The organism is Xanthomonas sp. SI, assembly GCF_014236855.1.
In the GTDB taxonomy this organism is placed as follows: domain Bacteria; phylum Pseudomonadota; class Gammaproteobacteria; order Xanthomonadales; family Xanthomonadaceae; genus Xanthomonas_A.
Genome location: NZ_CP051261.1, coordinates 711,439 through 730,939, shown reverse-complemented (window position 1 = coordinate 730,939; position 19,501 = coordinate 711,439). Strand labels below are relative to the sequence as shown.

The window sequence follows — 19,501 nt, the reverse complement described above, 5'->3', positions numbered from 1 at the left end:
CGCGCACACGACGCGCCTGGCGATCCCGTATTTGCTGGAGACCTCCAGCGGTGTCGTCGACCTGCTGCAGGTAGTCAACGACATCGCTGGAGGCAAAGGATCTGCTGGGTCGGCAGGGAGCGGGAAACGCCTGCTGCGCCTCACATTGCCCCGGCACCTGCCACACCAGGGCCAGGCGGCTACAGCGCCGAAGTGGTTCATGGTTCTTCCCTGGAAGATGGATGGGCCAATCTCGGCGGGGCTTCATCCGCTGTCAGGGACAATCGCGCGTGAAAATGCGATCTCGCAGCGCCGAAACGGCAAACAGCCAAGCCTCTGCGTCTTCGCTTTCCTCCCACAGTTCACGCAGTTCGGAGGGCACCGAGACAATGCGGTCGAGGGCAGCTCGGGCTTTGCTGGCCAACGCAGCGCTGGGGACCAGGCGCGTCTTCTTCACCCAGTCGTCCACGGTGCGGGAATACGCATCGCAAACGCCGAAGTGGCCTTGTAACCGCGCCACCACCTCCGCCGCCGCGATCGCTTCGCAAGACGCTGCCATGTCGAGGTCTTCGTCGTCGCCCGCGTCGAGCACCCGTTGCAGCGTCTCGTCGACGTAGGCCAGGTCGACGGCGTCGGCCAGCGGGCCGGACCAGTCGCAGGCCGTGTCGTTGCCAAAGGATTCATGCGACCAGGCACCCATGCTTTTCTCCTTGCGTCAGCAGCTTCATAACCGGGATCGAGCCTGCACCGCTCAGGCCGAGGCCTGCAGGCGCAGCACCTCCTGCTTGAGGAGTTCCAGAAAAGCCGCCTTGAGCTCGGCGCCCGCGTACGCCGGCAACTCCAAGGGAATGCCCAGGTCGTTCAGCACCGCGTCGCCCTTCTCCGACAGCCGCAGCGAGCGCGCATCGAGCCTCTCGATCGCGACGCGAACCGGCGCTTCCATCAGGTCCTTGCCGTAGAGCGCTTTGGCCGTCAGTGCGAACCCGTACGGGCCACCGAACAACGGAAAGTCGACCAGTGCGAAGTGCAGTGGCTCGTCGGCCGGGATCTGGAATTTGCCGACCACCTTGCCGAGCTTCTTGGCAAGTTTGGGGTTTGCCGGATCGAGCAAGGTGTCGCCCGCGGCATGGTCGGCGATCAGCCCGGTCAGGGTCCACGTGCGTTGCGGCGCCTGGCGTTGGCTGGCGTGCTGCGCGTGGTAATCCAGCACGGTCGTCACCATGGTATCGAACAGCACGTTGAGGCGAGGCGACAGGGTTGACTCCGGAAGGCCTGCCAAAGCCGTCCAATCCTTCCAGGCCTTGTAGCGGCCCAGCAGCATCGACACGAAGGGGTCGGCGTCGTCCGTACGCAGGGGCAGGGCGTGGCCCTGGGCCAGCGGCGGCGAGGCGGACAAGACGGTGAAGTTGTCCTGCACGTAGAGGGCCTGATCGGTCAGCAGCAGGCCCTGCGACGTGCGTCGGCCACTCAGAACGTTCATGGCGTGGTAGCCGACGAACAGCAACGGGATCTCGTCACCGACCCAGGGTTTGGGGCCGTAGATCTGATCGACCGCCTGCGCGAACACCTGGGCCGCGTCCTCGTGGTCGGGGTGGTCCGCCTGGTCGGGCAGAAAGAGAAAGGCCGAGAGGTCGGCGTTGGACGGCCTGCGCACCTGCGATTCGACGGCGGCGCGCAACGCGTCGCCATGGCGCGCGTGGGCGGCCGGCAGCGCCGCCAAGTGGTCGGTGAACGATGAGTAGGCGAATGGCACGGTGTGTTTTCTCCTGAAGCAACCGTTGAAAATCCGAACTGGAAAATAGCCGCGCGTCCCGGCCGAGGCGCGCTGAAACCGCCTAAGGGCGTGCCGCCTTGGGCGGAAGGCAGTGCAGCAAATTCTCGGGCCGGCCTGCGCCCAAGGCCGCGGCCCGCTCGGCGCGCAGGCACGTCATCAACGTGTCGTCCTTGCGCGACCAGATGCCTTTGTCCTGGCAGCGCATGGCGCGGGTGGCAAGCAGCGCCATCGCATCGCTGTCGTCGACCTCCAGCCAGTTGGACTGGTGCACGAACTCTTCGGCGCTCTCGCAGCTGTCGCGCGTCAGGGCACCGGTGAACTCGTACGCCAGCACCGGATCGGATGTGGCGGCAGGCGCATCGCCCGCCTTGTCGGTGTCTGTGGACGCAGCCGCGGGCGGTGCGGAATCGGAGACGATGCGGTGGATCACCCCCGAGAGCACGGCAGTGAACACCAGCAGCACGAAGACGCCGCCGAGCAGGGTGACCAGGGTCTTGTTGCGCGTGCCGAAGTAGCGTTCCTTTCGATCGGACTGGCGCGCGTTCCGGGACGCGACCTCGGTCTGCAGCGCCTGCCAAGCCGGCAGATGGGCGTGGCCCTGCGTGCTCAGGTGCAGCGCGAACCAGTCGGGGAAGTCGCGGGCCATGTCAGCGAGCGCCTCCGCAAAGCGGCTGGTCTGTGCGGGGTCGGGCGAGCCCACGTGCGCGACCGTCTCGAGCGCCTTGCGCTGCAGGTCGATGACCGACGCCTTCTGTGCCTGCCACTGCAGCCCCTGGTTGATGACGCGCGAAATCCAGTACGCGGCGGCAGCGTTCGCGAAGGGCCGTGCATTGCGGTCGGTCCAGTGGAAACGGACGGCGGCAGCGTCGAACAGCGGCGCCCGGCCGGCCGGGTCGTCGTGCAGCAGATCCGCGATGCGGGCCTCGAGCTGCGCGTGGCTGTCCAGGTGCAGCAGCCGCGGGTCGGCCAGGGCCGCTTCGAGCACTGTCGCTGCGTTCGCAGCCTGGGCGTCGCGCAACTGCTCGGTCCAATGGCGCAGGGCCTCCCTCGCCTCGTCCTGGCTGGGCATGGCGGCCGTGGGGACGGTAGCGGGCGGACCGGGCGGCGGTGCCAACGGCGGTGCGGCATCCAGGCGGTGGACATCGAGCGGCGGGGCGTGCGGCAGTCCAACGTCGGGCATCCGTGGCTCGTCGTCGACGTCCATGTCGCCCGCATCGCCCTCCTCCTGCTCGTCCCCGCTCTCCAGGTCCGCGTCGGCCTCGTCTTCCTCCTCTTCCCGCGCGGCCCAGGCCAGCGCCTGCTCGTAGGCCTGGCGCAGCCGCTCGAAGGCCTCGCGCTCGCTGGCCTGGTCGATGGCTTTCAGCGCCACGGCGTACGCGCGCTTGATGGCCTTGACGTCGCGGGTCGGCGCGATCCCGAGCCGGGCGAAGGCGGCGCTCATAGCGCTCAAAACACGAAGTCCGGATCGAAGTGGCTGTCGCGCTCGAAGAAGCCCACGGCCTTGCGCAGCCGCTCGCGCGCCGGGCGGATCTGCCGCTCGTCCTGCGCTTCGAGCGCGAGCTCGAAGCGGGAGATTTCGTCGCCCAGCCGTTCGCGTGCATCGCTGCGCAATTGCTGGAACACCCGTTCGGCCTGCGCCACCAGCGCGCGGTTCTCGGCCTTGTCGCGCGGATGGATCTTGAGCTCAGCCAGTTGCTGCAGGCGCGCCGCGATCTCCAGGTCGCTCAGCACGCCGCTGTTGCCCTGGATCACGAGCCGGTGCACGTCGTGCGTGGCCACCACCGTCGCCTCCACCTCCAGCAGGCCGTTCACGTCGTAGGTGAAGCGCACGTCGACGCTGGCGTCGTCGCGCGCGCCGCCGGGCAGCGGCACCTCGAGCGTGCCGAGCTTGATGTTGTCGCGCACCAGCCGCGCCTCGCCCTGGAAGATCTGCAGATTAAGCACGCGCTGGCCGTTGTGCACCGGCACATAGCTGTTGACACGGCTGGCCGGCACGACGGTGTTGCGCTCGATGATGGGCGAGAAATACCCGTCCACCTCGCCGCCCCCGGGCATGCGGTGCACCGTCTCCACGCCCAGCGTGTACGGGCACACGTCGGTCATGACCACTTCCTTGAGCGCCTGGTCGCGCGCCTTCAGGCCGGCCATCACGGCGGCACCGAGCGCGACCACCTCGTCGGGGTTGATGTCCATCGCGGGGAAGCGGCCGAACATGCGCGTGACCATCTGCCGCACGATGGGCGAGCGCGTGGCGCCGCCGGCCAGCACCACGTTGTCGATCTCGCCTGCGCGGATGCTCGCATCGCGCAGCGCGCGCTCCACCGGCGCACGCAGCCGTGCCAGCAGCGGTTCGCTGATGGCGCGAAAGCGCTCCTGCGTGAGCGCCAGCGTGTGCTCGCGGTCTTGCCAATCCAGCGTGAGGGTGGCGCTCTCGCTGTCCGACAGCGCGCGCTTGGCCAGCTCGGCGCGTGCCACCAGTTGCTGCATGAAGCCGCCGTCTTCGCGGGCGGACTCGGGCAGGCCGGTCTCGGCAAAGAACAACTGCACGATCTCGTTGACGAAGTCCTCGCCGCCCAGGAAGTTGTCGCCCGCCGTGGCGCGCACCTCCATCACGCCCTCGAACATCTCGAGGATCGAGACGTCGAACGTGCCGCCACCCAGGTCGAACACCAGGAACTGCGTGGCGTCTTCGTCCTGGTGCAGCCCGTAGGCCAGCGCGGCGGCGGTGGGCTCGTTGACCAGCCGCTCCACCTGCAAGCCGGCGAGCTGGCCTGCGATGCGCGTGGCCTTGCGCTGGCTGTCGGAGAAGTAGGCGGGCACGGTGATCACGGCCTCGGTCACCGGCTCGCCCAGCATGGCCTCGGCATCGGCCTTGAGCGAGCGCAGCACCAGCGACGACAGTTCCTCGGCGCGAAAGCTGCGCGCCCCCAGCGGGAAGGTCTTATCGCTGCCCATGTAGCGCTTGAACAGCGAGGCCGTGAGCGCCGGGTGCGTCTGCAGGCGGTCGCGCGCGGCCTGGCCGACCAGCACGGTGCCGTCGGCGTCGAGGCTGACGCACGACGGCGTGAGGTAGGCGCCCAGCGCGTTCACCACCAGGTGGGGGCGACCGTCCTTCCAGACCGCCGCCAGGCTGTGAGTGGTGCCAAGGTCGATGCCGATGATCGTCAAGGGTTGTCCTCTCGGGCGCTTCGGGTGGGGAGAGGCTCCATGATGCCTCACCCGTGCGACAGTGCTTCGCAGCCCCCTTGCTCGCCCAAGCGTCGAAGGTGTTGATTTCCATCCAGAAGTGACCCACTGGGGGTGTGGATAAAAACGTGGACGGGTTTATGCCGCAAATCCAAGGAGCACGCGGCCTTCGGTGAGGCCAGCATTCGAGCCAAGGTCGAGCATCCGTTCCGGGTACATGCGCCACCCCATCGCGCGGATGGCCGAATCCACCGGTCCGGGGACACGCATGCAGGATGTCGCCGACGCCGTCTGGCGCGCGGCGACCGATGCGTCAACACCGATATACCTGCCGGCCGGAGCGGATGCCCTGCAGTGGGCGGCAGAGGCACGCTAAGCCGGCGGCCGCGCCGGGCGCGCGCGCACGACGCGCCTGGCGATTCCGGCATTTGCTGGAAACCTGCAACGGTGTCGTCGACCTGCGGAAGATGGTCAACGACATCGCTGGAGGCCAAAGGGTTTGCAGGGCCGGCAGGTAACGGTGATCGCGTGCTGGGCCTCACATTGCTCCCCCGGCAACTGCCACACCAGGGCCAGGCGGCTACAGCGCCGAAGTGGCACCGCGCCGCGTCTTCGCCGCCGGTAGCGCCGCCGGCTCGGCCGTGATCAACAGGGCGCCATTGGCCATCGTGATGCGCACCTTGCCGCCCACCGCGAAGCCGAGGCCTTCCAGCCACAGGCCATGCAAGCGCAAGCTAGGCACCTGCCGCCCGACCCGCATGCCAGTGCGGTCCACAGCGTAGTAGCGATAGCCGATGGTGCATTGCGTGGGCCGGCGCGGGACCGAGCGCCTGGGCGCGGCGGCCTTGTCGGCATCGGCGCACATAGGCGGCGCCGACGCTGCACCGGGCAGCGGTTCGGCGGCAATCGCATCCAAGGGGTCGGGCGATTCGAGCTTGAGCCAGCAGGGCTGCGCCTTGGCGGCGCGGCGGCTGGGTGCGGTCTTCGAACGAACGGAAGCGTTACGGGGCATGACGTTCTCCTTTTGAGTAGGAGTCCGCCATCGCGAGACCAATCGGGGTGGCGGACGGTGCGGGTTGGTCTACCGGTCAAAAGGCAACCCGGCGGGCCCGAAGGCCCCCACGCACCGCCCGCCATTGAAGAGCGAGCAGGCCCGACGCAATGTCGAGGCAACAAAAAAGCGCCTGACATAGACGAAGGGCGCTGGTGCGCCATTTGATTTCGGGAGACCAATCCCGGCTGCGGAATTTGCCGCAGCAAGTAGATAATTGCTCGATCAAGAGAGGTTGTCAACGCTAAAAACAGGGCGGCTGTAGACATCTGCCGAAGACGCTTTTTATCTAGGTCAAGGCAACTCACTCAATTTTTGAATTATGCTCTCGGGACCTACCGCTTTCATCTTCTTTTTTAGGCAAGCCCAACATCATCACATTACTCTTGGCTTTTCTTTCAACGACGTAAAGCGAAACCAGTAGCGACTGACAGCCATGCCTAAAAGCCGTAAGAACTCAACCTCACGGACCAATACAACGTGAAGATAAATCGAGACCTGATTGGTGCCCTCAAAGATCCCCTTGGGGACCTGACAAAGGACATAGCTGAAGCTGTCTGGGACACAGCATTGGAAGACAGTCTATTGAAGAACATACCCTTTGTCGCCGCAATGTTGGCCATCAAAGACGGGGCAATCGCTGTAAGAGACCGCTTGTTTGCGGCAAAGGTTGCTAGGTTTATCAGTGGCGTTAATGGCTTGAGCGCTAGCGAGCGCGCCAGGGCCATTGACGACCTTGCTGGGACAACTGCCAAGCGCGAACAGCTGGGAGAATTGCTATTGAGCAAACTCGACCGAATGGATCCACTACAAAAACCAGAAATGCTGGCCAAGTTGTTCATTGCGCTAGGCAGAGGTCGCATAGCCGCTAAGGATTTTGATCGTCTTTCAGATATGGTGGTTAACGTATTCCTCGGAGATCTGCGACTTCTTTCAGTAAGGCGTCAAGTAACAGACGTCGAAGAGAGCCGCCGCTTTGCGCTTCAAGCCAGCGGCTATCTGGCTTGGCAAGTAGATGAGGTCTACGCTGGGGGTGGAGCGAAACTCAAGTGGTCAATCACGAAGGATGGAATCGCAATTCTCGACCACTGCCCTCCCAACGCAAGACAAGAATGACCTCGTAATTCAACTCAAGAGCGCATGCGATCTTCAAGCTGAAAAATGCGCTGCAACAATGACTCAGCGCATATCGGTGAAGATGGTGAAAAACTAAGAGTAGCTAGCAAAACTAGTTGAACACTGCATCTGTGATGGCAAAATTGCACGCATGGCTCATCGCAAAGAGATTCCTGCTGCGCGGTGGAAGCGCGTCGAACCAATGATTCCGCAAATGAAGCTTTCGGAGCTTACGACAAGTTGTTTGATACCAGCATCGGCCTGATGAGCGATATGACATCGATCTCTGCAACTGCGGCGCTCATCGTAACTCCTTCAACATCCTGCGGAATAACGTGACTGACCTCCCCGAGGGGATCTGATAGCACGCGCCGATGCAAGTGAACAGCACATTTCCAAGCTTCATCCCTAACCCAAAGTTCCGTTAGTACGACTTCCCAATGATATCCGACATGTCTTCGCAGAACCTTTGAAATCCGGAAGAGCCATCATTACCATCTGCAGTCCAGTAAATGGCGGAGGTTGCGGTGTAAGCCAGTATTCGCCCCCCATCCTTTGCATCGAAGTTCAACCAGGGCGCATCAGGATAAAGCTGCTTCAAATGATTGAAAACGAGCTCGTTGATAGGATTGAGGCGCCGAAGCTCGCCAAAATGACAGTATTGGTTTCGGGCGCCTTGGACTATCACACCAAGAGGCAGTCCCCCCACCTCTCTTCCGACACAGTACTTCAGTTCAAGTGAGAACTTTCCCTTAACCCGTGCGCCTGGATGCTCACGAATTACGCGATTGATCTCAGCCTCAAAATGGAGCGCCCCCCCTCCTTTAACAGGAGCCGCACCATGCAGATCAATGATCTTGTGGGCTAGCACAATCAACGAGCCAGCAAGCACTTCATAAGCTACCTGCTCGGCCCCTGCCGAGTTGAAATCGCCTACCTGAGAAAGCGCCGTAAGTGTCTTAGTAGACGCCGTCTGGCGCTGCTGTTTGATCGCATCAAACAGTATCTTTGCAGCAACCTTGCTACCGGCCAAGAACTCGTCTTTCGCCACTGGGTGGATCCACATCGCTCAGCGTTCCTAATGCCTTTCAACTCCGATGCTAACGCACCCGCTGGCCAGGCGTTGCTACCATCCGCATGCCCGTCCCTGTCACACCGTAAGAATACACTGGGTCAGGTTGACTTCTAACCTCGCTTTTTCCATAACGGACAACTTCCAATTGCCTTTGCGCATAAGCTCGTAGGCGATCATGGCAACGGCTCCCAAGCATTGACGACGGGAACTCCCGTGGGCTCGAAGTCAGAGACGTTGCGCGTGACCACCGCCATGCCATGCACCAGCGCCGTCGCCGCGATAAGCGCGTCGCGCTCGCCGCGCTTGTCGGGTACATGCAACCGGGCGCAACGTTGCGCCACAGCGGTATCGATCGGCAATGTACGCCCGGAGAACTCAGGCAATACGTGCTGTTCCAGCCACGAACGCAGCATGGCGCCCTGGGTAGCATCCTTGCGTTCAATCGACAGAACGCCAAGCTCCAGTTCCATGACGGTGATGGCCGAGATGAAGAGGTCGGCGGCATCGACGCTTTCCGCCCATGCCGCCACATTCGCATCCGCTTTGCCGAGCCGCACCTTGCGCAACTCGGACAGCACGTTGGTGTCGAGCACGTACATCACGAGAGATCAGCCGGCCGGACTCTAATCGTCACGCGCGGCGGCTCGAACTCGATGTCTGCAACGCCCGGCATCGCTAGCGCATCGGCAATGTTGCGCCGCTGCCTGGTCAGCCGTTGATAGTCCTCGAAGCTCAACAACACATGCGCAGGCTTGCCGCGATCCGTGATGAATACCGGACCGCTCTTGGTGGCCTTCTTTGCCCGCGTCACATCTTGGTTCAGTTCCCGACTGGATAGGGTTGTGATGGTCATAGGACACCTCCTACATCAGCTACATGTAGTTACGTTACTACAATGACGATTGAGGGGCAAATGACTGACCAACGCGGTCGGCTACGGCGTCATCAGCCAGGCAACCCTTCCTGTCGAGAACGGGTCACTTTCACTTCTAACATCCGCTTACTTTCAAGAGCGGGCAACATGCAATTGCCTTTGCATGCTCCTGGCGGCTCACCAGCAATAGCAACCACCCGCATCACATCGCCAATGCACCTATTGCTGCCAGGACTAGCCCCAACACTTCACGCCAGTTAACCTGATGACAGGCGAGGGGAACTGTATGGCACGGGGCACAGACTGGTCGCATGAAGAAGTGGAGGCCTGCGTCGCCGACTACTTGCACATGCTCACGCTCGAACTGAACGGCCAGCGGTATAGCAAGACCGTACATGCACGTGCGCTGGCCGAGCGGCTTGACGGGCGCAATCGGGCCGCCATCGAGTTCAAGCACTGCAACATTAGCGCAGTCCTTCTCGCACTCGGCTACCCGTACATCGATGGCTACAAGCCGCGTGGCAACTATCAGACCCTGTTGTTCGATGTGGTGGGAGGTCAGGCGCAGTCGAACGATGCACTACAGGCGGCCGCTCAATCCGCCGTGCTACGACCAGCCGTCATGATCGCCCCAGAGGATACGGATGCCGTATGGGTTCCGGCACCGACAGCGGCGCGGGTGCGAGAGACACCACCTATCTACCTGCCCCGATTCTCGCTTGTCCAACGCGACTACCTGGCACAAGAAGCGCGGAATCAATCGTTGGGCCGGGCCGGCGAGTTGTTCGTAATAGAGTTGGAAACCCGCCGCCTTCATGCAGCTGGCCAGAAACGCCTGGCCAATCGGGTCGAACACATAGCCGCTTCTCAAGGCGATGGCCTAGGCTACGACGTACTCTCCTACGAGATCAATGGCCGAGAACGACTCATCGAGGTAAAGACCACCGCATTCGGCATCCTGACTCCATTCCATGTCAGCCGCAACGAACTGGCGCGCTCGGAAGCCGATGCTGACAAATACCGCCTCTATCGTCTCTTCGACTTCCGTGCAAAGCCACGCCTATTCGATCTGCCCGGCGCCATCGCTTCGCATTGCCTTCTCGAGTCAACGATGTACATCGCGCGCTTCTAAGACGACGGCCTCACCAACACTACAAGAATGGGATCAGGCTCACTTCCAACGTCCACTCATCTTGAAGAGCAGACAGCATGCGATTGCCTTTGCATGCTGATGGTGGGCCCACCAGGATTCGAACCTGGAACCAAAGGATTATGAGTCCTCTGCTCTAACCGTTGAGCTATAGGCCCTGAAAGGGTTTCAAGCGGATTTGCGCGATCGCCGTTGCAATTTCGGTGTAACCCTGCGGCTTGTCAGCCGACTCTGGAGGGCATCCATCGCGTCCCGCATCGAAGCGGCGTGAGTGTACCGTTCCGCCATGGCGCGTGTCTTCCATCCGCCCATCATCTGGATCGTCGCCGCGTCGAGGCCGGCATGCGCCGCGTTGGTCGCCGCGGTGTGGCGCATCGTGTGCGGGGTGACGTGCTTGCTGATGCCGGCGCGCTCGACGCATCGACTGAAGATGGCGTTCATCTGGTAGACCCTGCCCGACTTCGCGCGCGGCGAGGCGAAGAGGAAGGCCTCGGGCTCCATGTCGGCGATCACCTCGCCCAGGTAGTCGGCCAGCACCTGCGGCATGGCCTGCTCGCGCCGGCCGGCCTTGTCGTGACGGATCCACAGGATGCGCCGCTCCACGTCGACATCGGCCGCGCGCAGGTTCAGCGCGGCGCTGTGCCGCAGGCCGGTGTAGAGCGTCACCATGACGAAGCGGTGCGCCAAGTCCGATTGATCGTTCGCTGCAGCCTTCAGGAGGCGCTGCGACTCGGCCGGCGTCAGATACACCAGCTTGCCCTCAGGCTCGGCCTGGCGCGCCAGCAGCGGCACCGCGGCCAAGAGCTTGCGCCGGCGCATCGTGTTGAGCATGTGCAGCAGCGCCGACCGCTCCCGGTTGATCGTCGCCGGGCTCGCACCCTCGGCCTTGCGCTTGGCGACGTAGGCCATCCAGTCGTCATCGGTCATGCGCGCGGCCTGCTTCTGGCCCAGGTGCGGCACCAGGTGCTGCTGGAATCGCATCCTCTTCGCCACCAGGTCCCGCCCATCGTGCTTGGCCAGGTATGCCAGGTAGTCGTCCGCAGCCTGGGAAATGCTCAGAGCGCGCGCCTGACGGCTACCTGCTACCCCATGTGCGGCTGAGCGCTTGGCGGCCTTCAGCGCGCTCACAACGTCTTCGGCCTGCGTGCGGGTGTAGCCCTCCGACTCCAAGCCGACCACCTGGTGGTGCCGCTGGCGATTGACCATCACGTTGACCGACCACCGGCCGTCCCCGCTGCTGGTGCGCGTGTAGGTGATGCCGTGCTCGCTCAGCGACTGGCCAGGCTGCAGGCCGCGCATGCCGGCGCGAGTGAGCTTGCTGAACGCTGTCATCGCTATTCCTGGGGAATTTCGGCGGACACCTTCTGCTTGAGGTCTTCGAGCAGCGCATCGAACTCGGCACCGACACGCAAGTGCTGATCCTTGGCAATCGCCAGATCCCGCTCTTTGGCTCGGATCTGCGACTCCAGCGCTGCGAAGTCGGAAACGGATAAACCACCCGCTCCGCGTTTTTTCCGTAGATCTCGCAGCTCCTCTGCCAAGACAAACCAGGCTTCTCGCGTTGAATTCAACTCTTCCGTTCGGCGGTCAAGAAGAAGGTACGTGAGGTTGGAATCGAACGATTTCTCTAGTCGCCAGATCATCTCTGCTGAAGTCGATCGCCCGGCGGCATCCGCTTGGGCCTCGATACGGCGCATCAAGTCTACGGGGATGCGGAGCTTGAACTGGTGGTATTCGGAGGTCATGGGACAAGTATGGACAACAAATGTCCTTGACAGCAAGGGACAACAATGGTTCGATTAGGTGCACGGACAACAAAGGTCCACCAATGAACCAAGCCACAGGAGGAAATATGAATAGCGTCCCCGCTAACCGGCTCAAGGTGCCAGCAGCCGCCAAGCACTTGGGAATCAGCGTCAGCACGCTGGACAAGATGCGCATGGAGGGGCGCGGCCCCCGCTATCTGAAAATCGGCGGCCGGGTGTTCTACCGCCGCGCGGACCTGGACGCCTACATCGAGGGATCCGTTGTCGAGACGAGCGACAGCCGCGGTGCCGCGGCATGAATTGCGCGGCGCTGAGCTATTCGCCCAGTCTGGAAGTTCAGGCAATCGGCGATGCCGAGCACCGGGTGAAGGAGTTGGAACAGCGGGCCGCCGAGTACGCCGACGAGCCGGACACGCTGGCAGCGATCAACGAAGCCCTGGCGCATGCGCGCTCGCGCCTGGAGCGTCTGGCGGCACCTTGGAAGAAACCATGATTCCGAACGTAGAAACGGCCCGGGTGGTCAGACCCGAGCCGTCAAAAGCAGACCGAACCCTCACGAGGAACGACCATGACCGCAACGATACACCAACTTTCGCCGAACGTGGATCGCCGGCGACTGCTGCAGAACGCGGCCGACACCAATGCCGCCGGCTTTTTCTTGATGCGGCTGTACTTCGAGCGCCTGGATTGCTTCGGCGAGCACGATAGCTACACGAAAGCGTTCGAGATGGTCACCCGCGCGATACGAGAAAGCGTCCGAAGAGACAGGGAACTCTATGACGGAAGCGACACAGAAGCGCAGATGGAAAGGCTCAAGTACCTGAGCAGGATCGACGCGCATAGCGCGCACTCCAGAGGCACGCTTTCGCACGCGATCGTGGTGCAGTTCCCCGCAGAGCGCATCGTGCGTCGTCCCAAAGCCAAACGTCAGCCGTTGAAGCCTACTGATCAACCTTTCCGCTATTCCGACCGGTCTCCCAAGGCGCGGCCCGCAACCATCCAGAACCGGGAGAAAGCCAGATGAGCTACCGCCCCATGCGCTGCCTCACGGCTCGCCAGCTGCGCGACGTGCCGCGCGCCCAGGTCGAGCGCTGGCTCGCCAGCACGAAGGCCGCGGAGAGCGCCTTGGACACGCTCATCGGCATGGGGTGCAACGCACCCACGTACCTCAACGATCGCGCGGTCTGCGAGCACAACCGGCGGCTGCTGACCAAGCAGTTGTCGGGCGTGGCGGCCTGAGCGAGCGCACATGGGCAGGAAGAAGCAAGACAATCGGTGGGACGACATCGACGGAGGCTCAGCCTTCGTTGTGCCCTACACACTCCTGCGCCACCCGAACTTCGTACGCCTGAGCGCCTGGGCGCACAAGCTGCTCCATGACCTCGGCGCGCAGTACACGGGATTCAACAACGGCTACCTGTGCGCGTCCTGGTCCCTGATGCAGCACGTGGGGTGGAATTCGTCGGCGACCTTGTTCCTCGCAGTGCGCGAGCTTGAGCACTACGGGATCATCGAGCGAACCCAGCAAGGCGGCAGGAACAAAGAGAACCTGCACGCCTTCAGCTGGCGTCGAGTCGACCACAAAAAGGAGAAGCCACTGGACGCTGGCTGGGGTCTTTCGCCCAAGCCAACCAATGCCTGGAAAGAGAAGAAGCCGGACTTCCGCAGGACCACGGGGACGCGCAAATCGATGCCCGAAACGAAGCTCAGGAGCGCCGCGTGAAAACGCAAAGAGTTGTTCGCCCCGTGAACAACTCTTGTTCGCCCCGTGAACTAGTCGCGCCTCGCCTTGTTCGCCCCGTGAACAAGAAATCGCTGACTTATTCGCCCCGTGAACTAGTCAGGGCTGTTTTCGACCCCAACGTTGTTCGCCCCGTGAACACCTTAAAAGTATTACCAGGGCTAGTGCGCATTTCTGGTGCTGCTCCAGGCTCTGGATTACCGCTCCAGCACCACGGCGGCCAAATCGGCGAGCGATCGACGAGCGTTCGGCGAACGGCGATGCGCTCGCACTGCGTTCGCATGCTAAATCGATGCGTTCGCATGCTACGAGCAGGCGCGCGGCTCACTGAGCACTCAATGAGCGCTCACCGCCTGGGCGATTCGGCGGCAGCGGCAGCGGAAGGCTTACCGGAAGGCTTCGGGAAAGGCTTTCGAAGGGTTGCCCGAACCGTTTGCCAAACCGTTTCGGGGTCTCCATGACCGCCCGCGCCTTCTGTCCATGCTGCGGCCAGCGGTGGCCAGGCGAAGAGACCGCCATCAACGTCGATGACTTGGAGCGCGACTGCCGAGCGCGTGGCTACATGGTCACTGCTGATGGGCGAGTGCACGAAGACGTAGCTGCTGAACTCCTGGGCCGCTCTGTTCGAACCCTCGAGGACTGGGCAAGGTCGGAAAAGATCCCGACCATCCGGGTGAACCGCCGGCGCACCTATCGTCTGTCTGACATTGCCGCTTTGATGGTCGAGCGCTGAAGAAAACTCCGTAAAACCCCGTGATTCCACGTGAACCCACGTGGCCCGCGTCTACGCGTCGGCCCATCCTTTCTGGCATCCGAACCTCACTGGAGCCAGCAATGAACTCAGGCGTATCCCTTGCCGCCCGCGGCCGCAATTTCACTCGCAGTGTGCTGCTGCGCGCGGGAGGCTGTGGACTGGATGTTGACTCGATCCGCCAGACCGCCCTCACCCGCTGGGGTCCGGTGGGCGCTGAGGACATCGCGAAAGCGGCCGTCTCAGCATTGGGCACCAGCGATACCGGCAATCAGTCGCCCGCTGCCGTAGAGTTTTTTGACCTGATCCGCGCCCAGTCCATCTATGGCCGCTTGACCGGCCTGCGCAAGATCCCATTCCGCGTGCGCATGATTCGGATGACCGGCGGCAGCCGCGGCTACTGGGTGGGCCAGGCCAAGCCCATTCCGGTCAGCAAAGCGGCTCTCCTGAATACCGCCGGCATCGAACCTGCCCAAGTCGCGGCGATCACCGTTGTGACGGATGAGGCAGTGCGCTTCGGCGGCGTCGCTGAATCCACCTTTGAAGGAGACTTGCGCCGTGCCGTGGCAGCGTCATGGGACGAAGCATTCCTGGACCGTAGCAACGCTGGCGAGTCCACTTCCATCGAGGTCGTGCGCCCTGCTGCAGTGACCTACGGTGCACCGAGTGTTGCCGGCACTGGCGATCCCGTGGCCGACATCGCAGCACTGATTGAGGGGTTCTCTGGCGATCTCGGCGCAGCGTTCTTCGTCACCGATCCGAAGACGGCGGCGCAACTCGGGTTGTATCGAAACGGCAGTGGCCTGGTGTTTCCCGACGTTGGTCCTCGGGGCGGGACCATCGTTGGCATCCAGGTTCTCACCAGCTCGAGCTCGCCCCGGGATTCCGATGGCGGCCAGATCGCCCTGATTGATCCCACGGGCATTGCTGGCGGTGATGGTGGCATCGATGTGAACCGCTCAGACGTGGCCGCCCTGCAGATGAGCGACACACCCGAAGAGGGTCCCACCGAACTGGTGAGCCTGTTCCAGTGCAACCTCGTCGCGCTCAAGAGTGTGGTGTTCGTGAACTGGCGTGTCGAGCGGCCGGGCAGCGTCTCGGTGTTGACCAATGCTGACTATCCGCCGGCGAGCTGAGAGGTAATCGAATGCAAATCGATGCAGCGAAGTTCGGTACCGAGATCGGCAAGCTGGTGAACGATGCCATTGACCGGCGGCTCGGCACCCAGAGGCCAGGACGCTTGGCGCATATGGCAGTGAAGATGCACCGCTTGGAGAAGTTCGTCGGCAACGGCAAGCGGACCATACGCGGATTGGCGTCGACGCCGAACGTGGACCGCCATGGCGACATCGTGGTGCCGGGCGGTGGGAACTGGAATCTCCCCCTGCCCCTGCTCTGGCAGCATCGCCATGACGAACCCATTGGATGGGTGAAGGAAGCGCGCGTAACGCCGCAGGGCCTGCACATTGTTGCCGAGTTGGCCGAGGGCCTGGGCCGCGCAGATGAGGCCTGGGCAATGATTGAGGCCAAGCTGGTCGACTCCTTCAGCATCGGCTTCATCGGCCTCAAGGGATCTCCTATCCCCACCGGTACCAAGTGGGAGAAGTGGGAGCTGATCGAGACGTCGATTGTCACCGTGCCTAGCAATCGGGAATCGAAGATCGGGAAGTCTGTGCATGCCGGTGTCAGGTTGATCGACAACCGCGGATCCGTCCCTTTGATCAAGGCGGCACGATGAGCGCTCAGCCCAGCGTCGACTCGTTCCGATGGCACGCAGCGGAAGAGGTGGCGGTCACATGCAGTGGTCTAGGCATCGAAGCTGAGGACGTGGACGTTGTGGTCTCTGTCGCTCATGGCTGTGCACAGATCATCGTCCGTGATCGCGAGTTCGGTCCTCTGTTCAAAGGTGGCTTGCGGGTAGGGAGAGTCAATGACGACGTGCCGCTGCTGACTGCAGGACAGATCCAATCTGCGATCGCTACCGAGCTGGCCAGGATCAGGTCGCCGAAACCGTGAAACATGAACCAGGGGGGGTAGGAAAATTCCCGACCCTCGACCGACGGACACCCGCCGCCCACTCATCCGCAGGTTTTTTTTCAGCTGGAATTTCTGCGATCGTGGCCATGACCGCTTCTCCCGACGCCAAATCTCAGGGAATTCGCGCCGTTCGCGCGTACCCAGCCGGGCGATCTGGAGGTAAACAATGCTGACAGCGCGTCGTCTGCGATTCATCGCCGCCCTCAGAGCCGGTGCGCGCGGGAAAGCCGCGGCAGTTGAGGCCGGCTACAGCCAGCGGACAGCTGCGCAGGCCGCTTGGCGCTTGGCCCGGGACGAAGAGATCCAGGCGATGCTGGCCGAGCCCCAAGGCGCCATGGAACGCGCCGCTGAGGCGCAGGGCCAACAGCAGCGGCTCGCGCAGACGCGAATGGAGACATTGAGCAGACTTTGCGATCTGGCGATAGCGGGAAACGCTCAAGCACAGATCGCATTCACCCGCGCCTGGCGGCGCACAACCATGAAACGCAGGAGAATCGCTCATGGCTAGACAGGTACTTCCCATTGCTGGCGCCATCATCGGCGCCATCGCCGTGCCTGGCGTGGGCGCATCCTATGGCTACATCATCGGCGCCAGCGTGGGCGAGCCATACGATGGGCCGTTCGTTTCCCAGGCAGAGCAACCGGAGGATGCCGATGAGTCTGCTTAACGCGTTCGTTCGCCCAGACCGCGCCTTGGTGGCCGTAGACACCGACACGGTCCTCGGGGGCGCCTCACATGGAGAGAGGTCGAAGTTGCTCGTGCTGCCTCATGCGCAGGTGGTTTTCGCAGCGCGAGGGGACCTGGCTCACTTCCAACTGACCTTCGGGAACATGCTCCAAAACGAGGTCGGCAGCTACGACGAAGCGATCACCTTCCTGCCTCATGTGCTCGCATGGGCCAACTCCCACTATCGACAGCAAGGGCGGCGCGAGAACTACCAGCTAGCGATCGTCGGCTTCTCGGATTCATCGCAAGAAATCGAAGGAGCATGGGTCACCGGCGACACGGCTGAGGATGATTTCGACCTTTCACCTCTCGCCCAACGCTGCGCACCGTGGGAGGTAGAGATGGGTGTGCCGGAACTGCCATCAACGATCGACGCGACGATGCGCGTGGCGTCCATCCAAGCGCAGTGGCTGCGCTCGCAGGGCGTGGCGGGTGGAGGTCGGATCGTGCTGGCCGAAGTTACTCGATCTTCCATCACGACCAGCGTATTGCGATTGGCGGAATAGCTCCCGACGATGCTAAGTCTCCTGCGATGCGGCTAGACGGCTGCCATGCTTGAAGAACGATTCGATCTGGTTCAACGCACTGGTTATTCCGGAGAGTGCATCCCACAACAAGTCGTAGAACTCTTTCTTGTCGAAGACCAGCGTTCGGTACTCGACGGTATCGCCGAAGAGGGCATTCTCGTGCAGCACAAATTCTTTCTGAGTCAGGAGTTCGCGCGCGCTCTCAATGTTGTAGATGGCGCGCTGGATGCCTTCGGCGGCACCTGCAAGCTCATGCAGGCGGCCGACCTCCCTGATGATCCCTTCGGGAATTGCGAGCGCTGATCGAGTTCGCTCACCAAGAAAGCAAGCGTTGTCACCATGGTTGGTCACATCGTGATCTGGATGCTCGTGTTCCCAGACTTCGTTGTTACTTTCGGCGAACGCCTTTATGTGCGGAAGAAGCAGGAGGCCAAGACTGCGCGCACGGTCTGCAGCCTCACGGCGCCTCGTCTGGGCAGATAACCAATGCTGAGCGGCCGGCACCGCTACTGCGATGAGAATTGCCGCAATGCTGCCGACAGCCTGCATCCAGGCTGGACCGGCGGGATCTTTTAACCAACCCGGGAGGACGCCCCACATCGGCCAGGTGAGGCCCAATACCAGCCCTCCCCCCAAGAGGAAACCAATCGCCCAAGGCACGAGCGTGAATGGTCTGGTACTGCTGTCCTTCATGGCGCTGCTCCGTCCTGGGGTTTGGCCGGATTCTAGCGAACGTCGGCCGCGCCGCGGAGGGCGCGCGTCTAGGGAAGAGCCTTGTTCGGCTTCCAGGCCGGCTCAGGCGTCGGAGTGATCGGATCAGCACCGATCGCAGCACGAAGCACTACCGGTCGACCGTTGTTGTCCAGGTAATGCCGGATGCCATTCCGCCGTAGGAACTCCAGTTGCTTTGCCCTGATCGGGGTACGCGTGAACTCTTGGATCTCGTCGCGTGACAGGCACAAGCCCAGCTCCATTCCACACCTCAGCAGGATCGAGAACGAGCATGCATCGTGAGCGATCTATGCGACGGCAGCAATGCACCGGCCGGCCGCCATGGTGATCACCCGCGCATTGCCCTCGCCAACCGCTTCTCATCCCTGGTAGCCGGCGGCCCGGCCTTCGGCGCGGCACCCGTCGCAATCTCGCAACGCAACCTCGATGCGTGAGCGCTTGCCCATCGCTCGACCGACCGCATCGCGGCGCGGCGGCTGCGGAAGTAGGCGTGAGGGTGAGAGGTCACGTTCTCGTCATGCCTGTTCACGTTCGCGATCCAGACGCCGCGAATCGCGGTCTGGCTCACACCGGCGACGATCCGACCCGCGCACTTCAGCCAGTCCTGACCCCACTGGTTCGTCGTATCCCATGCGAATTCGTCAGGCAGCTCCATGTCGGCATGCTACTGGGCGGCGTCGCACCGGCCGAGACGGGTGGCTGAAGCGGTCATGGTGCCGGCCTGGGCTTGCTCAAGGCCCGCGGGTTGAGCGGCCGTACTGGCCCCGCGTCCGGTGATGCCAGGATGCCCAACCAGGCTCCACGGCGAAATCAGGGCTTCAACCCGGGGGCGGTAAGGGTTTCCCTAACCCCGATGTAGGTTATTCAGGAAGACCGTTCAGCCTTCTTTACCCTCCCGTCGGCCGCCGGCACTTTCGGCCATGGCGCAAGCCATTGATGTATCAAGAAATGGGGAACTCGGCCGATGAAGTAGATGTCGAAGTGCAGGCGGAACTCGGGCGGATAGACCTTCCGT

General features: G+C 62.6%; 26 protein-coding genes and 1 tRNA gene. 13 read left to right on the top strand and 14 right to left on the bottom strand.

Annotated elements, in window-relative coordinates:
* Window positions 1–253: 253 nt before the first annotated feature.
* The 5 genes from HEP75_RS03240 to HEP75_RS03220 form a co-directional block, all read right to left on the bottom strand.
* Entirely contained in the window at window positions 254–679 is a 426-nt protein-coding gene (locus HEP75_RS03240; RefSeq protein WP_185825434.1) for a DUF4259 domain-containing protein, read from the bottom strand.
* 51 nt (window positions 680–730) lie between these two features.
* Window positions 731–1,732, bottom strand: coding sequence for a hypothetical protein (locus tag HEP75_RS03235; protein ID WP_185825433.1), 1,002 nt, complete (start codon window positions 1,730–1,732; stop codon window positions 731–733).
* A gap of 82 nt (window positions 1,733–1,814) precedes the next feature.
* A complete protein-coding gene (locus HEP75_RS03230; protein WP_185825432.1) occupies window positions 1,815–3,194 on the bottom strand; it encodes a hypothetical protein in 1,380 nt (459 codons plus the stop codon).
* A gap of 5 nt (window positions 3,195–3,199) precedes the next feature.
* On the bottom strand, window positions 3,200–4,921 hold the full coding sequence (locus HEP75_RS03225) for a molecular chaperone HscC (RefSeq protein WP_185825431.1): 1,722 nt from the start codon (window positions 4,919–4,921) through the stop codon (window positions 3,200–3,202).
* Window positions 4,922–5,519: 598 nt separating this feature from the next.
* Window positions 5,520–5,951, bottom strand: a complete 432-nt coding sequence (locus HEP75_RS03220) for a SymE family type I addiction module toxin (protein ID WP_185825430.1) — start codon at window positions 5,949–5,951, stop codon at window positions 5,520–5,522.
* A 519-nt stretch (window positions 5,952–6,470) separates the two neighbouring features.
* Here HEP75_RS03220 and HEP75_RS03215 point away from each other — a divergent pair.
* A complete protein-coding gene (locus HEP75_RS03215; RefSeq protein WP_185825429.1) occupies window positions 6,471–7,106 on the top strand; it encodes a hypothetical protein in 636 nt (211 codons plus the stop codon).
* 424 nt (window positions 7,107–7,530) lie between these two features.
* On the opposite strand, the gene HEP75_RS03210 is transcribed toward HEP75_RS03215, so the two are convergent.
* The 3 genes from HEP75_RS03210 to HEP75_RS03200 form a co-directional block, all read right to left on the bottom strand.
* Window positions 7,531–8,172, bottom strand: a complete 642-nt coding sequence (locus tag HEP75_RS03210; RefSeq protein WP_185825428.1) for a hypothetical protein — start codon at window positions 8,170–8,172, stop codon at window positions 7,531–7,533.
* A 182-nt stretch (window positions 8,173–8,354) separates the two neighbouring features.
* Entirely contained in the window at window positions 8,355–8,780 is a 426-nt protein-coding gene (locus tag HEP75_RS03205; RefSeq protein ID WP_185825427.1) for a type II toxin-antitoxin system VapC family toxin, read from the bottom strand.
* Entirely contained in the window at window positions 8,780–9,034 is a 255-nt protein-coding gene (locus HEP75_RS03200; RefSeq protein ID WP_185825426.1) for a type II toxin-antitoxin system Phd/YefM family antitoxin, read from the bottom strand. The genes HEP75_RS03205 and HEP75_RS03200 overlap by 1 nt, the downstream gene beginning before the upstream one ends.
* 370 nt (window positions 9,035–9,404) lie before the next feature.
* Between HEP75_RS03200 and HEP75_RS03195 the strand changes: the two genes are divergently transcribed.
* Window positions 9,405–10,187 (top strand): DUF3883 domain-containing protein, encoded by a 783-nt coding sequence (locus HEP75_RS03195; RefSeq protein ID WP_255423979.1) that lies wholly within the window; start codon window positions 9,405–9,407, stop codon window positions 10,185–10,187.
* Between the two features lie 100 nt (window positions 10,188–10,287).
* Here the strand turns inward: HEP75_RS03195 and HEP75_RS03190 are convergent.
* The 3 genes from HEP75_RS03190 to HEP75_RS03180 form a co-directional block, all read right to left on the bottom strand.
* Window positions 10,288–10,363 (bottom strand) — tRNA-Ile (locus tag HEP75_RS03190).
* A 10-nt stretch (window positions 10,364–10,373) separates the two neighbouring features.
* Window positions 10,374–11,537: a tyrosine-type recombinase/integrase gene (locus tag HEP75_RS03185; RefSeq protein ID WP_185825424.1), complete on the bottom strand. Its 1,164-nt coding sequence runs from the start codon at window positions 11,535–11,537 to the stop codon at window positions 10,374–10,376.
* Between the two features lie 2 nt (window positions 11,538–11,539).
* Complete coding sequence (locus tag HEP75_RS03180; RefSeq protein WP_185825423.1) at window positions 11,540–11,950, bottom strand: Arc family DNA-binding protein; 411 nt, start codon at window positions 11,948–11,950, stop codon at window positions 11,540–11,542.
* A 107-nt stretch (window positions 11,951–12,057) separates the two neighbouring features.
* Here HEP75_RS03180 and HEP75_RS03175 point away from each other — a divergent pair, with 107 nt between their 5' ends.
* The 11 genes from HEP75_RS03175 to HEP75_RS03125 all read left to right on the top strand — a co-directional run bounded on the left by HEP75_RS03175 (window position 12,058) and on the right by HEP75_RS03125 (window position 17,733).
* The gene (locus HEP75_RS03175; RefSeq protein ID WP_185825422.1) at window positions 12,058–12,270 is read left to right on the top strand and encodes a helix-turn-helix domain-containing protein; all 213 of its coding nucleotides are present in this window, start codon (window positions 12,058–12,060) and stop codon (window positions 12,268–12,270) included.
* Entirely contained in the window at window positions 12,267–12,464 is a 198-nt protein-coding gene (locus HEP75_RS03170; protein WP_185825421.1) for a hypothetical protein, read from the top strand. The genes HEP75_RS03175 and HEP75_RS03170 overlap by 4 nt, the downstream gene beginning before the upstream one ends.
* 75 nt (window positions 12,465–12,539) lie before the next feature.
* Entirely contained in the window at window positions 12,540–12,995 is a 456-nt protein-coding gene (locus HEP75_RS03165) for a hypothetical protein (RefSeq protein ID WP_185825420.1), read from the top strand.
* On the top strand, window positions 12,992–13,210 hold the full coding sequence (locus HEP75_RS03160) for a hypothetical protein (protein WP_185825419.1): 219 nt from the start codon (window positions 12,992–12,994) through the stop codon (window positions 13,208–13,210). Before HEP75_RS03165 ends, HEP75_RS03160 begins: the two co-directional genes overlap by 4 nt.
* Before the next feature lie 10 nt (window positions 13,211–13,220).
* On the top strand, window positions 13,221–13,694 hold the full coding sequence (locus HEP75_RS03155; protein ID WP_185825418.1) for a hypothetical protein: 474 nt from the start codon (window positions 13,221–13,223) through the stop codon (window positions 13,692–13,694).
* Between the two features lie 475 nt (window positions 13,695–14,169).
* Window positions 14,170–14,445 (top strand): helix-turn-helix domain-containing protein, encoded by a 276-nt coding sequence (locus HEP75_RS03150; protein WP_185825417.1) that lies wholly within the window; start codon window positions 14,170–14,172, stop codon window positions 14,443–14,445.
* A gap of 101 nt (window positions 14,446–14,546) precedes the next feature.
* Window positions 14,547–15,599 carry a phage major capsid protein gene (locus HEP75_RS03145; protein ID WP_185825416.1) on the top strand — a complete coding sequence of 351 codons (1,053 nt, stop codon included), beginning with the start codon at window positions 14,547–14,549 and terminating at the stop codon, window positions 15,597–15,599.
* An 11-nt stretch (window positions 15,600–15,610) separates the two neighbouring features.
* Window positions 15,611–16,201, top strand: coding sequence for an HK97 family phage prohead protease (locus HEP75_RS03140; protein ID WP_185825415.1), 591 nt, complete (start codon window positions 15,611–15,613; stop codon window positions 16,199–16,201).
* Between the two features lie 465 nt (window positions 16,202–16,666).
* Window positions 16,667–17,008 (top strand): terminase small subunit, encoded by a 342-nt coding sequence (locus tag HEP75_RS03135; protein WP_185825414.1) that lies wholly within the window; start codon window positions 16,667–16,669, stop codon window positions 17,006–17,008.
* A complete protein-coding gene (locus HEP75_RS03130) occupies window positions 17,001–17,168 on the top strand; it encodes a hypothetical protein (RefSeq protein WP_185825413.1) in 168 nt (55 codons plus the stop codon). The genes HEP75_RS03135 and HEP75_RS03130 overlap by 8 nt, the downstream gene beginning before the upstream one ends.
* Complete coding sequence (locus tag HEP75_RS03125; RefSeq protein WP_185825412.1) at window positions 17,155–17,733, top strand: hypothetical protein; 579 nt, start codon at window positions 17,155–17,157, stop codon at window positions 17,731–17,733. The genes HEP75_RS03130 and HEP75_RS03125 overlap by 14 nt, the downstream gene beginning before the upstream one ends.
* A 12-nt stretch (window positions 17,734–17,745) precedes the next feature.
* Here HEP75_RS03125 and HEP75_RS03120 read toward each other — a convergent pair whose 3' ends face one another.
* From HEP75_RS03120 to HEP75_RS03110, 3 genes are all read right to left on the bottom strand, one after another.
* A complete protein-coding gene (locus tag HEP75_RS03120) occupies window positions 17,746–18,447 on the bottom strand; it encodes a hypothetical protein (protein WP_185825411.1) in 702 nt (233 codons plus the stop codon).
* Between the two features lie 68 nt (window positions 18,448–18,515).
* Window positions 18,516–18,728 carry a DUF4224 domain-containing protein gene (locus tag HEP75_RS03115; RefSeq protein WP_185825410.1) on the bottom strand — a complete coding sequence of 71 codons (213 nt, stop codon included), beginning with the start codon at window positions 18,726–18,728 and terminating at the stop codon, window positions 18,516–18,518.
* Between the two features lie 86 nt (window positions 18,729–18,814).
* Window positions 18,815–19,141 carry a hypothetical protein gene (locus HEP75_RS03110; protein ID WP_185825409.1) on the bottom strand — a complete coding sequence of 109 codons (327 nt, stop codon included), beginning with the start codon at window positions 19,139–19,141 and terminating at the stop codon, window positions 18,815–18,817.
* Window positions 19,142–19,501 lie beyond the last annotated feature (360 nt).

What these genes read in the sequence shown, in the direction of transcription:
- HEP75_RS03110 (WP_185825409.1), bottom strand. Translation starts at nt 19,141, where the DNA reads ATGGAGCTGCCTGACGAATTCGCATGGGATACGACGAACCAGTGGGGT.
- HEP75_RS03175 (WP_185825422.1), top strand. Translation starts at nt 12,058, where the DNA reads ATGAATAGCGTCCCCGCTAACCGGCTCAAGGTGCCAGCAGCCGCCAAG.
- HEP75_RS03125 (WP_185825412.1), top strand. Translation starts at nt 17,155, where the DNA reads ATGAGTCTGCTTAACGCGTTCGTTCGCCCAGACCGCGCCTTGGTGGCC.
- HEP75_RS03210 (WP_185825428.1), bottom strand. Translation starts at nt 8,172, where the DNA reads ATGTGGATCCACCCAGTGGCGAAAGACGAGTTCTTGGCCGGTAGCAAG.
- HEP75_RS03115 (WP_185825410.1), bottom strand. Translation starts at nt 18,728, where the DNA reads ATGGAGCTGGGCTTGTGCCTGTCACGCGACGAGATCCAAGAGTTCACG.
- HEP75_RS03230 (WP_185825432.1), bottom strand. Translation starts at nt 3,194, where the DNA reads ATGAGCGCCGCCTTCGCCCGGCTCGGGATCGCGCCGACCCGCGACGTC.
- HEP75_RS03220 (WP_185825430.1), bottom strand. Translation starts at nt 5,951, where the DNA reads ATGCCCCGTAACGCTTCCGTTCGTTCGAAGACCGCACCCAGCCGCCGC.
- HEP75_RS03195 (WP_255423979.1), top strand. Translation starts at nt 9,405, where the DNA reads ATGCTCACGCTCGAACTGAACGGCCAGCGGTATAGCAAGACCGTACAT.
- HEP75_RS03140 (WP_185825415.1), top strand. Translation starts at nt 15,611, where the DNA reads ATGCAAATCGATGCAGCGAAGTTCGGTACCGAGATCGGCAAGCTGGTG.
- HEP75_RS03130 (WP_185825413.1), top strand. Translation starts at nt 17,001, where the DNA reads ATGGCTAGACAGGTACTTCCCATTGCTGGCGCCATCATCGGCGCCATC.
- HEP75_RS03160 (WP_185825419.1), top strand. Translation starts at nt 12,992, where the DNA reads ATGAGCTACCGCCCCATGCGCTGCCTCACGGCTCGCCAGCTGCGCGAC.
- HEP75_RS03200 (WP_185825426.1), bottom strand. Translation starts at nt 9,034, where the DNA reads ATGACCATCACAACCCTATCCAGTCGGGAACTGAACCAAGATGTGACG.
- HEP75_RS03205 (WP_185825427.1), bottom strand. Translation starts at nt 8,780, where the DNA reads ATGTACGTGCTCGACACCAACGTGCTGTCCGAGTTGCGCAAGGTGCGG.
- HEP75_RS03170 (WP_185825421.1), top strand. Translation starts at nt 12,267, where the DNA reads ATGAATTGCGCGGCGCTGAGCTATTCGCCCAGTCTGGAAGTTCAGGCA.
- HEP75_RS03120 (WP_185825411.1), bottom strand. Translation starts at nt 18,447, where the DNA reads ATGAAGGACAGCAGTACCAGACCATTCACGCTCGTGCCTTGGGCGATT.
- HEP75_RS03240 (WP_185825434.1), bottom strand. Translation starts at nt 679, where the DNA reads ATGGGTGCCTGGTCGCATGAATCCTTTGGCAACGACACGGCCTGCGAC.
- HEP75_RS03180 (WP_185825423.1), bottom strand. Translation starts at nt 11,950, where the DNA reads ATGACCTCCGAATACCACCAGTTCAAGCTCCGCATCCCCGTAGACTTG.
- HEP75_RS03150 (WP_185825417.1), top strand. Translation starts at nt 14,170, where the DNA reads ATGACCGCCCGCGCCTTCTGTCCATGCTGCGGCCAGCGGTGGCCAGGC.
- HEP75_RS03165 (WP_185825420.1), top strand. Translation starts at nt 12,540, where the DNA reads ATGACCGCAACGATACACCAACTTTCGCCGAACGTGGATCGCCGGCGA.
- HEP75_RS03135 (WP_185825414.1), top strand. Translation starts at nt 16,667, where the DNA reads ATGCTGACAGCGCGTCGTCTGCGATTCATCGCCGCCCTCAGAGCCGGT.
- HEP75_RS03155 (WP_185825418.1), top strand. Translation starts at nt 13,221, where the DNA reads ATGGGCAGGAAGAAGCAAGACAATCGGTGGGACGACATCGACGGAGGC.
- HEP75_RS03145 (WP_185825416.1), top strand. Translation starts at nt 14,547, where the DNA reads ATGAACTCAGGCGTATCCCTTGCCGCCCGCGGCCGCAATTTCACTCGC.
- HEP75_RS03185 (WP_185825424.1), bottom strand. Translation starts at nt 11,537, where the DNA reads ATGACAGCGTTCAGCAAGCTCACTCGCGCCGGCATGCGCGGCCTGCAG.